The organism is Novosphingobium mangrovi (assembly GCF_022818885.1).
Lineage (GTDB): Bacteria > Pseudomonadota > Alphaproteobacteria > Sphingomonadales > Sphingomonadaceae > Novosphingobium > Novosphingobium mangrovi.
Window position 1 is genome coordinate 1 of sequence record NZ_JALHAT010000056.1, and the last position, 13,610, is coordinate 13,610.

The following is a 13,610-nucleotide window of genomic DNA, read 5'->3' on the forward strand; positions in this document are numbered from 1 at the left end:
GCTGAGCCGGGCCGGCCGCGCGGTTGCCACGCCTCGAGATGAGACAGCGGCAACCGCGTACGCGCGCAAAGCGCGCCGCAGCCCCTCGCCAAGTCCGCCTGCGGGCGCTATGGGCCGCGCACCATGGATATCTCCGACCTTCGCATCGCCCTGTTCTCGGGCAACTACAACTACGTTCGTGATGGCGCCAACCAGGCGCTCAATCGCCTCGTCGACTACCTGCTCCGCCAGGGTGCGAAGGTACGTGTCTATGCACCCGTCGTGGAGGAGCCGGCCTTCCCGGCAACCGGCGACCTTGTCGGCGTCGGCGCCTTGCCGATCCCGGGCCGCGCCGAATACCGCGTGCCGCTGGCCATCGCGGGCAAGGCACGCCGTGATCTCAAGGCCTTCGCCCCCAACGTGGTGCATGTCTCCTCACCCGATCCAGTCGGCCACAGGGCGGTGACCTGGGCGCGAAAGCGCGACCTGCCCGTGCTGGCCTCGGTGCACACCCGGTTCGAGACGTACCTGCGCTATTACAACATGGCTTGGGGCGAGCCGGTGATTGAGGCGATCCTGCGCCGCTTCTACCGCCGCTGCGACGCGCTGGTGGCCCCTTCCGAATCGATGGCCCAGCTCCTGCGCGAACAGCGCATGAACTACGATGTCTCGATCTGGTCACGCGGCGTCGATCGCACGACCTTCAACCCCGAACGCCGCGACATGGAATGGCGCCGCGCCCTGGGCATCGCCGACCACGAGGTCGCAATCGGCTTCTTGGGCCGTCTCGTCATGGAGAAGGGGCTCGACGTCTACGCCGACACCCTCGATGACCTGCGCCGCCGGGGCGTACCCTTCAAGGTCATCGTCATCGGCGAGGGGCCCGCGCGCGAATGGTTCGAGAGCCGCCTGCCGGACGGCGCCTTCGTGGGCTTCCAGCAGGGCGCCGACCTTGGCCGCGCGGTGGCCTCGATGGACGTCCTGTTCAACCCGTCGGTCACCGAGACTTTCGGCAACGTCACGCTCGAGGTCATGGCCTGCGGCCTGCCCGTCGTTGCAGCGGCGGCCACCGGCAGCCAGAGCCTGGTCGCCGACGGCGTCTCGGGACGGCTGGTGCCGCCAGGCGCGGTCAGCCAGTTCTCCGACGCGATCCGCGCCTATATCGAGGACCCGGCCCTGCGCCGCGCGCACGGCGAGGCCGGAGCGCTGCGCGCCAACGATTTCGACTGGGACAAGATCAACGAGGCCGTCGCCGACACCTACCTGCGCCTCATCCGCCAGCGCGCGAGGGGGTAAGGCGCGCGAGCGTGGCCTGTGTCAGCGCAGAACGCCCGCCCGCAGCATCCGCAGCGAGAAGAGCAGCAGCGCAAGCGCGATCAGCCAGATCGCAACGCTGATGGCCACGTCCGCGCTGCTGATCGCGGGCGCCTCGGTATCGCGCCACTGATAGACGCTTGTCACCACCAGCCCCAGGAGCGAGACCCCGAAGGCCGCCGCGGCCAGCCGCGCCCGCCGCAGCAGCAGCAGCGCTCCCGCTAGCCCGCCGCCGACACCCAGCGCCCAGAACCCCACCAGCCACAGCGGCAAGGTGTCGAGATAGGCCACGTATTCGCGCGGGAACGCGGACAGGTACGCCACGTTGCGGGTGACCGTCATCACATAGTCGAAACAGCCAAAGCCGTTCCAGATCACGGCGAGGACCGCCACGATCCAATACCAGGCCGGAGCCCGTGCCTTCTCCACCATACGCACCTCGCTCGCGGCCCTGACTTGCGCAGTGGCCCAAATTCTGACTCAGCCGCCCCTGCTTGGCAACCCGCCGCGCGCTCACGCACTTTTTCGGGGTAAGGCGCTGTTTCGCCGCGCCGGAACCGATGCATTCGTGCGCGCAACGCGCTAGGGAACCGCCATGGCTGACCTGTTCGGAGATGATCTGCCCCCGCCCGAGAGCGAGGAACCGCTGGCCGAAGACGCCCCGCTGGCCGACCGCCTGCGTCCGCGCACGCTGGACGATGTGGTGGGCCAGGAGCACCTGACCGGACCCGAAGGCGCGATCGGGCGCATGGTGGCCGCGGGCAAGCTCTCCTCGATGATCCTGTGGGGCCCGCCCGGCACCGGCAAGACCAGCACCTCGCGCCTGCTCGCCAAGGCGGTGGGCATGCGCTTTGCCGCGGTCTCGGCCGTGTTCTCGGGCGTCGCGGACCTGCGCAAGGCCTTTGCCGAGGCCGAAACGGCGGCCAGGGCGGGCCAGCGCACACTGCTTTTCGTGGACGAGATCCACCGCTTCAACCGCGCCCAGCAGGACGGCTTCCTGCCTTTCGTCGAACGCGGCACGGTCACGCTGGTGGGCGCCACCACCGAGAACCCCAGCTTCGCGCTCAACGCAGCCCTTCTCAGCCGCGCGCAGGTGCTTGTCCTCAACCGCCTCGACGAGATGGCGCTCTCCACGCTGCTGGCCAAGGCCGAGGCGCTGGAAGGCCCGCTCCCCCTCACCGACGAAGCGCGCGCGGCCCTTATCGCCACGGCCGATGGCGACGGGCGCTTCCTGCTCAACCAGGCCGAGACGCTCTACGCCGCACACATCGAGGAACCGCTGGGGCCGGGCCCGCTCGGCAAGTTCCTGCAGCGGCGCATGGCGGTCTACGACAAGGACCGCGACGGGCACTACAACCTCATCTCGGCCTTTCACAAGTCGGTGCGCGGATCGGACCCGCAGGCCGCGCTCTATTACATGGCGCGCATGCTGGTGGCGGGCGAGGAGCCGCTCTACATCCTGCGCCGCCTCGCCGCGATCGCGAGCGAGGACATCGGGCTCGCCGATCCCCAGGCGATGGTCCAGGTCATGACCGCCAAGCAGTCCTTCGAGTTTCTCGGCTCGCCCGAAGGCGAACTCCCGCTTGCCCAGGCGGTGATCTACTGCGCCAGCGCGCCCAAGTCGAACGCCTCCTACATGGCCAAGGCCGCCGCGACCGAGCTCGCGCGGGAGACCGGCTCGGTCGCCCCACCCATGAACATCCTCAACGCGCCGACCAAGATGATGAAGGACATGGGCTACGGCGCGGCCTACCATTACGACCACGACCAGCCTGACGCCTTTTCAGGCGACAACTACTGGCCAGACGGCGTGCCCGCGCAGGAGTTCTACAAGCCCAACGAGCGCGGCTTCGAGCGCGAACTGAAGAAGCGTCTCGAATGGTGGCAGAAGAAGCGCGTCGAACGGCGCGGCGGCTGACCCCGTTGGTCGCGCCTCCCCCCACCTTCGACCATTTCCTGGCCATCGACTGGTCGGGCGCGCGCGGGCGCCATCACAAGGGCATTGCGCTGGGCCTGTGCGCGCAAGGGACCGGCGCGCCCGCGCTGCTCTCCCCGCCCTCCCCGCGCGGCTGGTCGCGCGAGGCCGTGCTGCGCTATCTGCGCGAAGACCTGCCCCCGCGCACGCTGGTCGGCCTCGATCTTGGCATCGCGCTTCCCTTTGCCGATGCGGGCGCGTTCTTCCCCGGCCTTGCCCAAAGCCCGGACACGGCCCGCGCACTGTGGGCACGGATCGAGGGCATCTGCGAGGAGGATGAGGACCTGGGCGCCAATGCCTTCGTCGACCACCCCGACTTCGCGCCCTACTTCCGCCGACACGGCGGCCGCGAGGGGGAGCGCTTCCACCTCCCCGGTAGCGATCACCGCCGCGGGCGCCTGCGCGTCACCGAGGCCGCGCAGGCGCGCCTGGGCTGCAAGCCATACTCCAATTTCAACCTCGTAGGCGCGGCGCAGGTCGGCAAGTCCAGCCTGACCGGCATGCGCCTGCTCCACCGCCTTACAGGTACGCTCCCGGTCTGGCCGATCGATCCGCTGCCTCCCTCGGGCAGTGTGGTGTGCGAGATCTACACCACGCTCGCCGCCGTCGAGGCCGGGCGCCGGGCAGGCCGCGCCAAGATCACCGAGCGCAGCGACCTCGATACCGCGCTGGACGCACTGGGATCGCAGCCCCGCGGCGAGACCGGCCCGATCGACGATCACAGCGCCGACGCGCTCCTGACCAGCGCCTGGCTGCGCGGCGCCGCAGCGCGGCGGGAACTGTGGCACCCGCCCGAGCTTACCCCGGAACTGGCAACGCGCGAGGGCTGGACCTTCGGCGCCCTGTGATCCAGACGCACCTGTAGAGACAGCGGATGCGCCAGGCGGGACCACACCGCACACGCGCCCCAAGGAGAGAAGGCCCCATGGATTTCGATTTCGCGACGCTGAGCCCGCAGGAACGCTACAAGCTGCTCGGCTCCAGCATCACCCCGCGCCCGATCGCCTGGGTCGCCTCGCAATCGGCGGCAGGGGTTGGCAATCTTGCGCCCTTCAGCTTCTTCAACGCGATGGGCGCAAACCCGCCGCTGATCGCGCTCGGCCTCATCACCCGCGCCGATGGCCAGCTCAAGGATACCGCGTCCAACATCCTGGAAACCGGGGAGTTCGTCGTCCACCTCGTCAGCGAGGCGCTGGCGCCGGCCATGAACATCACGTGCATGGACGCGCCCGCCGATGTCGACGAGACGGCGCTGGCGGACCTTGTGACCGTGCCATCGAGCGCGGTTGCCGTGCCGCGCCTGGCCGATGCGCCGGTTGCCATGGAATGCCGCCTCTACCAGGCGATCCCGGCGGGCAATACCACCATCGTCCTTGGCGAGGTGCTCCACTTCCACATTCAGGATGACTACATCGACGCCGAGAAGCTCTACGTCGACACGGTTGGCCTCGACCTTGTCGCCCGCATGCACGGAGGCGGCTGGTACGCACGCCAGAGCGACCTGTTCGACATGCCCCGCCCGGTCTACGAGGACTGGCAGGCGCAGCACGGCGGGACCTCGCAAAGTTAGGAAATCCGGCTTTTCCCCACCTTGGCGAAAATCCCGCTGGACCAAATGGCCCCGAGCTTGGTAAGGGCCCCGTCTCTTGAGAGCGTGTGCCGGTTTAGCTCAGCTGGTAGAGCAGTTGATTTGTAATCATCAGGCCGCGGGTTCGACTCCTGCAACCGGCACCACCTCTCCCTCCCAGCATTCCCGTCTATCACGCCAACCGGCGGCTGAGCTTCGCCCCATGGCGCTTCAGAAGTTTCTGGACCGGGCGCTCGAAGCCGTATGTCGATACCGCGGCGACCAGGATGCTCAACGCCACTATGGCAAGACCCAGCGCGAGGTCCGGGACCCGGCCCGCGAGCCAGGGCTCCAGCGACCACATCACGGGCTTGTGCAGCAGGTAGATGGCGTAGGACACTGCACCCAGCCGCGTGAACACGGGCAAGGCGAGATACCGAAATGGCCCCAACGACCCCAGCGCGGCCAGGAAGATGAGAACCGGCATGCCAAAAGTGATCGGGTCGATGAAGTTGGGCAGCATGGGGAAGCCGGCGATCCGCCGCAATTCGGGCAGCGACAGCGGAATCATCAGAAGAATGATCCAGCCAAGGACCTGCAAGGCAGGCGCCCGTGTGGCCGTGAGAAAAGCCTTGGCATGGCGGTGGAGCAGATAGCCCGCGATCGTCCCCAGGAAGAAGGCGTGAAACCAGTAGGGAAGGAACTGGTTGCCCCGAACGCAGAGGCGCAGCAGGGCCAGAACAAGCAGTTGCCCGGCAAACCCCGCCGCAATCCAGACCCCGAGCGGAAAGCGCTTCGCCGCCGCCCAGATCAGCAGGAAGACAATATAGTACTGCACCTCGACGGGAATGGTCCAAAGGACACTCGTGCCCGTCACGAGTGCCACTGGCTTCAGCCATTCTCCGCCGGACAGATCGAAGAACCGGATAGGCCCTTCCGCCCCCACGATCAGCGAAAGGGCAATGACGAGGTAGAAGAGCGGGAACACGCGGGCGATCCGATGGGTCGCGTAGCGCAGCACCTGTTCGTTGGTGAAAGGCCTTTGACCATAGAGAAAGGCCATCAGAAAACCGCTCAGGAGGAAGAAGAGAAGGACACCCATCTGCCCGGTGCCCTCCCCCAGGATGCGGGGAAAGAACCCGGCGTTCGCGCAGTGCGACACCACCACGGCCATCGCCGCGACACCGCGCGCCCCATCAAGCGCGGGGAAATGGCGCGGAAGCTGATCGGAGCCGGAGCTGGCATGGACGACCGGCTCCTGAACACGGGACTGGCCTGCCGTCATCCTCCCTCCGCGACTGGTCACGCCATTCGCGAAACCCTCGCGAACAGGTCCCCTTGCAAAGCATTGGAGCCCCGTCGCGGCAAGTTCGGCAAAGGGACTAATACCAATAGGCCCGGCGTCTCTCGGCCGGGGGGCGGCAGCTGTTAGCCAACGTCTTAATCTCTTGCGGAATCAGGCAAGGGGCCACTGCGCGTATTCGAACACGCACGAACGCGGGAACAGCAGAAAAGGTTGGTCCGAGGGCCATTGCCCTCGGGCTCCCAAAACTGTCGAGCGCACCTCGCGCGCGCCACGCGGACTGAGAAAGGCGAGGTCGCGGATTTTGGAATCCAAGGGGCGATAGCCCCTTGGAAGGCATTTCATTTCGTTCCGTAGCTTCGGAATTGCACAGACATGCAGGCGCTTACGAGGCGCCTGCCATGTCTCGCACCTGCGGCGTCAGCGGCGCAGCAGGCTGCCCAGCCAGGCGAAGAAGCGGCCGATTCGCGCCAGAAGCGATTCGTTTTCAGGGGCGGAGACCTCTTCGGCCTGCATGCGCGCGCGCAGGGCATGGCCAGAGGCCGAACGCACCGGAGCCGGCTCGGCTTCGACCTGCGGCGCGAAAACGGGCTCGGGCGCGGGCTCGGCCGCGACAGGCGCCGGGGCCAGCGGTACGGGAGCAGGCTCGGGCATGGGAGCCGGACGGGCAGCAACCGGTTCGGGCGCAGGCGCAGGGGCTCGCTGCGCAGCGGGCATAGGGGCGGGCTGGGCGCTCGGCGCAGGCTTTCCGAACAGCGAACCGTAGGCGGCCTCGTCGAGGCCCTGTTCGCCCTCATCCTCACCCTCGTCCTCAAAAGCGGCATCGGAGAAGGGGTCGCGGCCGATCGCCGAGCCCTCGCCACCCAGCGCACCGAAGCGCGGGGCCGGGCTGGACGGTGCAGGGGCATCCATAGGCGCTGCGGGCATGTAAGCCGCGGGCTCAGGGGCCTGCGGGGCCGGAGCCTCGGGAACAGGGGTGTCCAGACTGGCCGAATCGACCGCTTCGGCAGGCGTGAGGCCCTGCACGCGGACCGGACGTTCCATGGGAATCGCTTCGCCGAAGTCCTGGACCGCGACCATGTCGAGCTCGCGCAACGCGTCGCGGCGCTCACTGTCGTCGAGCATGAGCACCGGCTTCTTGCGCGGCCGCCCACCGGATCGCTCCGAACGTCCCATCTTCATCAATCCTCCGTAAGAGTACCGATCCGAAGCGACTTCGGACTCGCAATCGTCGGTTTCCTGCGGCCCATCGAGAGGCGGCAGCAAGTCTTCCGGCGTGTAATCATCCACGCCGTCGTCCCAGTCGAACGTTGAAAAGTGCTGGACGTCCATGGTCCTCGTTCACGTAGCTAGCAAGGTGTAGACTCGTCTAGCGCCGAAGGTTTAGGATTTCCTTACAGCCTTAAGGTATTCGTATATAAGTGCCTTCTGAGGGCGGTGAGGCCCCCCTCGCGGTTGGCACACTTGCGAAAAAGGTTAAGCCATTTGTTAACCATTAAGTGCCAATCCCTAAGTGCACTTACAGGGGGCACCGCATGAGAGTTGACGCTTCAAACCTTCTGAACCGGCTCGGCCGTCAGGACTTCTCGTACAAGGAGTTCGAGGACCGATTCACCGAATTGGAACTGTGGCCGATGCTCGAGGCGCTGCTCAAGGACCCGCGCCTGCTCGAACTCGACGGCGCGGCGGCCAGCGGCGCCGCCGCCCCTTCCCCGGAAAGCCTGCCGAGCGCGCAGGCGCCGGCGCCCGAATTTGCCCCCACACCGCCGCGCCCGGCCGCGCCATCGGCTCCCGAACCCTCGGCCACCGATTCGATCGGCGCCCTGTTCCGGCGCTACGAAGGCCCCAACGCGGCGGCCGCCCCTGCCCCGCCTGCCCCTGCCGGATCGGGCCAGGACGTGCGCGCCATGCTGCGCCACTTGTCCGAGCTGGGTTCGCGAGGAGAGATCTGATGGCCCTCATCGTCTGCCATTCGCCCAAGGGCGGCACCGGCAACACCTTCCTCGCCGCGCACATGGCGCTCGGGCTGGCCGAGGCCGGAGCCGACGTGACCGTGCTCTCCATGGCCGCGCACGACACGCTCCCCTTGCACTTCGCGCTGCCCCCCTCGACGACGCTGTCCGCGCTCCATGCCCCGAGCGAGGATTCGGTGGTGGTCTCGGGGATCGACCTGCGCCATGCGGGCACCGCGCCCCATGACCCCGACTTCATCCCGATACTCAAGGATCTGGGCTACTTCCAGACCGGCCGTGAGCGCACGCTGATCCTCGATGTGCCCTCGTGCGAGCGCAACCTCGCGCGGCGCCTCGTCAACCACGCCTGCGCCCACCTGTGTGCGCTCGACACCGCGCCCGAGACGCTCGCTCTGCTTCCGCAGATGTTCGACGAAGCGGGCAAGGGCGGCCTGTCGCGCACGTCCTTCGTGATCAACCGGCTCGATGACACCCGCCGCCTCGCGCGCCACAACGCAGCCTTCGTGCGCGAACTGATGGGTCCGCGCCTGATCGGGCGTATCCGGCTGGACGAATCGGTGCCCGAATCGATCGCGATGCTCCAGCCTCTGGCGCGCTATGCGCCTTCCAGCGCCGCGCTCGCCGACGTGCGCCGTCTGGTCGACATCGTCCTCCCCGCACTCGATGCCGACATCAGCATCTGGTCCGGCGCAAAGAGCTCGAGCTACGCCGCATGATCAAGGCGCTGACGTCGACGCGCGCGCTGCGCTACCTCGCCCTCATCCCCATCGTCTTCATCGCGGCGGTGGTGATTGCGGTGCCTCTGGATGGGACCGCGCAGTGGGTCTGCGCCGGCGTCACGATTGCCGGCGCGGTGGCGCTGCGCCGCTGGAAGAGCCCGCGCGGGGGCCTCGCACTGGGCCTTCTCGCGATCCTCGTCTCGACCCGCTACATCGTGTGGCGCACGACGCAGACGCTCTCCTTCGGCACGCTCCCCGAATTCGCCTTCGGCGGCGTCCTGTACCTGGCCGAGCTCTACGCCTGGGTCATCCTCATGCTGGGCTTCCTGCAGACCAGCTTCCCCCTCGATCGCCCGGTGATCGAGCCCGAGGGCGATCCCGAGGACTGGCCGACTGTCGACATCTACATCCCGACCTACAACGAGAGCCTCGAGATCGTGCGCAACACCGTGTTCGCCGCGATGGATCTCGACTACCCGGTCGACCGCTACCGCGTCTTCATCCTCGACGATGGCAAGCGCGCGGAATTCCGCGCCTTCGCCAAGGAAGCGGGCTGCGGCTACATCACGCGCGACAACAACCTGCACGCCAAGGCGGGCAACCTCAACGCGGCGATGAAGAAGACCGACGGCGAACTGATTGCCATCTTCGACTGCGACCACGTGCCGACCCGCGCCTTCCTGCAGCTGACCATCGGCTGGTTCCAGAAGGACAGGCGCCTCGCCCTGATCCAGACCCCGCACCACATGTATTCGCTCGATCCGGTGCAGCGTAACCTCGCCTCGACGATGGGCGACATGCCGGGCGAAGGCGACCTGTTCTACGGCCCGGTCCAGGGCGGCAACGACCTGTGGAACGCGACCTTCTTCTGCGGCTCTTGCGCGATCATCCGCCGCGAAGCGCTGGAAGAAACCAACGGGTTTGCGGGCGAGACCGTGACCGAGGACGCGCACACCGCCCTCAAGCTCCAGCGCACCGGCTGGAACACCGCCTATATCAGCGCGCGCCTGTCCGCAGGCCTTGCTACCGAGCGCCTTGTCCTCCACGTCGGCCAGCGCATCCGCTGGGCGCGCGGCATGACGCAGATCCTGCGCATCGACTGCCCGCTCTTCGGCAAGGGCCTCACCTGGCAGCAGCGCCTGTGCTACCTCAACGCCATGCTGCACTTCCAGTACCCGATCCCCCGGATCGTGTTCCTGACCAGCCCGCTCGCCTACCTCATGTTCGGCCAGAACATCATCCAGGCCTCGGCCTCGCTGATCTTCGCCTACGCCATGCCCCACCTCTACTGCTCTTCGGTCGCCAACGAGCGCACGCAAGGTTCGGACCGCCGTCCGTTCTGGGGCGAGGTCTACGAGACGATCCTGGCCTTCCACCTCGTCAAGCCGACGGTGCTGACCTGGCTCCAGCCGCGCAAGGGCAAGTTCAACGTGACCGACAAGGGCTCGCTGCTCGACAAGACCTACTTCGACTGGGCCATCGTCAAGCCGCACCTGATCTGCGTCGGGATCATCGTGGCGGGCATGCTCATGGCCATCAGCAAATGGGCCTTCTTCCCCTACATGTTCAACATCCAGACCGATACGCTGGTGCTGAACCTGGCCTGGGCGACCTTCAGCCTGATCATCCTCATCGCCGCCATCGCGGTCGCGCGCGAGACGCGCCAGGCCCGCCAGGACATCCGCATCCCGGTCAAGCTCCCGGTCAGCGCGTATCTCGAGGGTGGGCACGTGGTACCGGCCACCACCCTCGACATCTCGATGGGCGGCGCGGCGCTGGCCTTGCCCGAAGAACTGCCGGTGAAGGACCGTTCGGTGCGCCACATCACCATGTCGATGGGGAACGAAGTGCTGTGCATCCCCGTCGAAACGATGCGTACCCAGGGCGCAAACACCTATGTGCGCTTTGAAAAACTCGATATCATGGCCGGCCGCCACCTCGTGCGCGCCGTCATGGGCCGGGCCGACGCCTGGCAGCCTGTTGCTCCCCGCGAATCCGTCACCGGACTTCGCTCACTTGCGGATATCATCTTGGTCGACCTGGTTACCCTGAAGCGCATGCTGCGCCTCAACTTCGCCGAACGCCGCGCGATGCGCCAGGCCGAGGCGGACAACGACAACGTCCCCGCCAGCGCCACCGACGCGGACAAGACGAGCGCGAGCAAGGCCGAGACAAAGACCAAGGGCAAGGCCGCCCGGATCGCCAAGGCCGCGGCCATCACCGGCGCACTGTTGCTGGGCACGGCGGGCATCTTCTTCGGCGCCAGCCAGGCCCATGCCGCCACGGCGAACGAGGCCGAGGCCACCCCGGCTGCGCGCGAAGGCGATGATCTCACCGACCGCCTCACGTTCGAGGACCTGCGCGTCACCACCCCGATCCGCCTCCTGGGCACCCAGGGCGAAATGGGCATCCCCTTCGGCATGCGTCAGGACCGCGTCGTCACCGAGGCCACGCTCGTCCTGCAGATGGCCTGGTCGCCCTCGATGCTCGACGACCTCAGCCAGCTGGTGGTGATGCTGAACGGCGAGGTCGTGGACACGCTGCGCCTCACGCGCGCCAACGCCAAGGGCCGGATCGTGCGCATCAAGGTGAACCCGGCGCTGTTCCTGCCCGGCGACAACCAGCTCAACCTGCGCCTGATCGGCCACTACGCGCGCGACTGCGAGGACCCGTTCCACTCCGCGCTCTGGGCCAATATCTCGAACACCCGCTCGTGGCTCGATGTCGAATACGCGCGCCTCCCCTACAAGCCTGACCTCGCGCGCCTGCCGCTGCCCTTCTTCGACAAGGGCCAGAACATGCCGCTCGACATGCCCTTCGTCTTTGCTGGCGCGCCCGCCCGCGGCGAACTGGAGGCGGCGGCCGCCTCGGCGTCCTGGCTCGGCTCGCTTGCGAGCTACCGTGGTTTCACCTTCAAGCCGGTCATTGGCGCGCTGCCCAGAGGCAACGCCGTGGTCTTCCTCAAGAGCGGCCAGTCGCTCCCCGGCCTCGAGATCGCGCCCGCGCAAGGGCCGAGCGCGGCGGTCGTGCGCAACCCAGCCGATGCGGGCGGCACCCTGCTCGTCCTGATGGGCCGCAACGACGGCGAACTGCGCCTCGCCGCCTCCGCCGTGGCCATCGGCAAGGGCGTCTTTGGCGGAGCGCGCATGGACTTCGAGGGCGTGCGCATCCCGGTCTGGGACCGCTACAGCGCGCTGCGCTGGGTCTCGACCGAGAAGCCGGTCAAGCTGGGTGAGATCATGGAGCCTTACGCACTCCAGGGCATGGGCATTCGCCCCGGGCCGATCTCCGCCCGCTTCCGCGTCGCGCCCGACCTGTTCTTCTGGCCGCGCCAGGGTGGCCGCCTCAACCTGGGCTACCGCTACCCGGTCGCCAAGTGGATGGACCGCCGCGCCTCGCGCCTCGATGTCTCGCTCAACGGCCAGTACCTGAGGACGCTGGGCCTGGGCGGTGACTGGTGGGATGGTCTCCTGGGCAACGCCAGCGCCAAGAGCCACGATTCCGAGGCCACCCTGACCCTGCCACGCTACACCATGTTCGGGCAGAATCAGGTCACCTTCGACTACAACATGATCATTGCCGACAAGAAGAAGTGCACCGGCACCCTTCCCGAGAACGTGCGCGTCTCGGTCGATCCCAACAGCACGATCGACCTGACCTCGGCCTACCACGCGATCCAGATGCCCGACCTTGCGACCTTCGCCAGCGCGGGCTTCCCCTTCACCGTCAGCCCGGACTTGTCGCAGACGACCGTGATCATGGGCGACAAGCCCAGCACGGCCGCGATCCAGGCCTTCCTCGAGCTGATGGGCCGCTTCGGGGATTCCACCGGCGTGCCGGCCACCGCGGTGACCGTGGCCACCGACGTCGATGCCGACGCGCTTTCCGCGCAGGACGTGCTGGTCCTGGGCGACACCGCGCTTGCAGGCCATGAGGAGCTTTTCGAAGGCTCGCCGCTGCGCTTTGCCGGCGGGCGCCTCTCGGTCTCCGAACGCTCGATGCTGCAGAACGTCGCCGCGCTCTTCGGCGGCTCCGAACGCGACGACCCGATGGCGGCGGAACCGATCATCTACAACGCGCGCGGCTTTTCCGGGATCGTCAGCTTCCGTTCGCCCTTTGCCTCGGACCGCACCGTCGTCGCGCTTCTGGCCGACAGCGGCCCGGCCCTGCCCGAGCTTGTCGAGGGCATGGGCGATGCCAAGATCAACGCCATGATCCAAGGCGACCTCTCGGTCACCGAGGGCGATGGCATGGCCAGCTTCGCGCTGGGCGAGCGGTACTGGAGCGGTTCGCTGCCGTTCTGGATGAAGATCGCCTACTGGATCAGCCAGCGCCCGCTGCTGCTGGGCTTCTTTGCGCTCGCGCTTGCGATCGTGCTCGCCAGCCCCGCCTATCTCTACTTCCGCCGACAGGCGCAGCGCCGCCTCGGCGCCGAGGACGACAACGCATGATCGAGCCCCGTGCCCCCTTCCCGACGCGTAGTCGCGCCCTGCGCACGGTGGCCCTGGCCGCCTTGCTGGGGGGCTGCGCGGTAGGCTCGGTCCTCCCGGTCGCCGCCCTCGCGCAGGACGACGGGGTGGCCGCGCTGATCGCGCAGGCCAAGTACTGGCGCTCCAAGGGGCGCGAGGACCTCGCCCAGCAGGCCCTGCGCCGCGCGCGCGCCATCGATCCCGACAATCCCGCGATTGCCGCCGCCTCCCGCGCCGCGCCCGCCCCGCAGGCCGAAAAGCCTTCCAGCCAAAGCCAGACCCCGGCCCGCGCGAGCACCTCGCGCAGTACC

11 protein-coding genes and 1 tRNA gene are annotated in these 13,610 nt (G+C 67.6%); 9 read left to right on the forward strand and 3 right to left on the reverse strand.

The window, feature by feature from the left end; genetic code table 11:
• The first annotated feature begins 123 nt into the window (after positions 1-123).
• Positions 124-1,275, forward strand: coding sequence for a glycosyltransferase family 4 protein (locus MTR65_RS18595; protein ID WP_243802837.1), 1,152 nt, complete (start codon positions 124-126; stop codon positions 1,273-1,275).
• A 21-nt stretch (positions 1,276-1,296) separates the two neighbouring features.
• Here the strand turns inward: MTR65_RS18595 and MTR65_RS18600 are convergent, their stop codons facing one another.
• On the reverse strand, positions 1,297-1,731 hold the full coding sequence (locus tag MTR65_RS18600) for a hypothetical protein (protein WP_419145064.1): 435 nt from the start codon (positions 1,729-1,731) through the stop codon (positions 1,297-1,299).
• Between the two features lie 157 nt (positions 1,732-1,888).
• Here MTR65_RS18600 and MTR65_RS18605 point away from each other — a divergent pair, with 157 nt between their 5' ends.
• The 4 genes from MTR65_RS18605 to MTR65_RS18620 all read left to right on the forward strand — a co-directional run bounded on the left by MTR65_RS18605 (position 1,889) and on the right by MTR65_RS18620 (position 5,002).
• Positions 1,889-3,211: a replication-associated recombination protein A gene (locus MTR65_RS18605; protein WP_243802839.1), complete on the forward strand. Its 1,323-nt coding sequence runs from the start codon at positions 1,889-1,891 to the stop codon at positions 3,209-3,211.
• Positions 3,172-4,116, forward strand: coding sequence for a hypothetical protein (locus tag MTR65_RS18610; protein WP_243802842.1), 945 nt, complete (start codon positions 3,172-3,174; stop codon positions 4,114-4,116). Before MTR65_RS18605 ends, MTR65_RS18610 begins: the two co-directional genes overlap by 40 nt.
• Before the next feature lie 77 nt (positions 4,117-4,193).
• On the forward strand, positions 4,194-4,838 hold the full coding sequence (locus MTR65_RS18615) for a flavin reductase family protein (protein ID WP_243802844.1): 645 nt from the start codon (positions 4,194-4,196) through the stop codon (positions 4,836-4,838).
• Positions 4,839-4,926: 88 nt separating this feature from the next.
• Positions 4,927-5,002: transfer RNA gene (locus tag MTR65_RS18620), tRNA-Thr, on the forward strand.
• A 26-nt stretch (positions 5,003-5,028) separates the two neighbouring features.
• On the opposite strand, the gene MTR65_RS18625 is transcribed toward MTR65_RS18620, so the two are convergent.
• Positions 5,029-6,120 (reverse strand): acyltransferase family protein, encoded by a 1,092-nt coding sequence (locus MTR65_RS18625; RefSeq protein ID WP_243802846.1) that lies wholly within the window; start codon positions 6,118-6,120, stop codon positions 5,029-5,031.
• Between the two features lie 438 nt (positions 6,121-6,558).
• The gene (locus tag MTR65_RS18630) at positions 6,559-7,470 is read right to left on the reverse strand and encodes a hypothetical protein (protein ID WP_243802848.1); all 912 of its coding nucleotides are present in this window, start codon (positions 7,468-7,470) and stop codon (positions 6,559-6,561) included.
• Between the two features lie 203 nt (positions 7,471-7,673).
• On the opposite strand from MTR65_RS18630, the gene MTR65_RS18635 reads away from it, so the two are divergent.
• From MTR65_RS18635 to MTR65_RS18650, 4 genes are all read left to right on the forward strand, one after another.
• The gene (locus MTR65_RS18635; RefSeq protein WP_243802851.1) at positions 7,674-8,090 is read left to right on the forward strand and encodes a hypothetical protein; all 417 of its coding nucleotides are present in this window, start codon (positions 7,674-7,676) and stop codon (positions 8,088-8,090) included.
• The gene (locus MTR65_RS18640) at positions 8,090-8,827 is read left to right on the forward strand and encodes a cellulose synthase operon protein YhjQ/BcsQ (RefSeq protein WP_243802853.1); all 738 of its coding nucleotides are present in this window, start codon (positions 8,090-8,092) and stop codon (positions 8,825-8,827) included. Before MTR65_RS18635 ends, MTR65_RS18640 begins: the two co-directional genes overlap by 1 nt.
• Positions 8,824-13,281 carry a UDP-forming cellulose synthase catalytic subunit gene (gene bcsA / locus MTR65_RS18645; protein WP_243802855.1) on the forward strand — a complete coding sequence of 1,486 codons (4,458 nt, stop codon included), beginning with the start codon at positions 8,824-8,826 and terminating at the stop codon, positions 13,279-13,281. Before MTR65_RS18640 ends, bcsA begins: the two co-directional genes overlap by 4 nt.
• Positions 13,278-13,610: hypothetical protein (locus MTR65_RS18650; protein WP_243802857.1), on the forward strand; the 333-nt coding region annotated here is incomplete at its 3' end. The genes bcsA and MTR65_RS18650, both read left to right, overlap by 4 nt.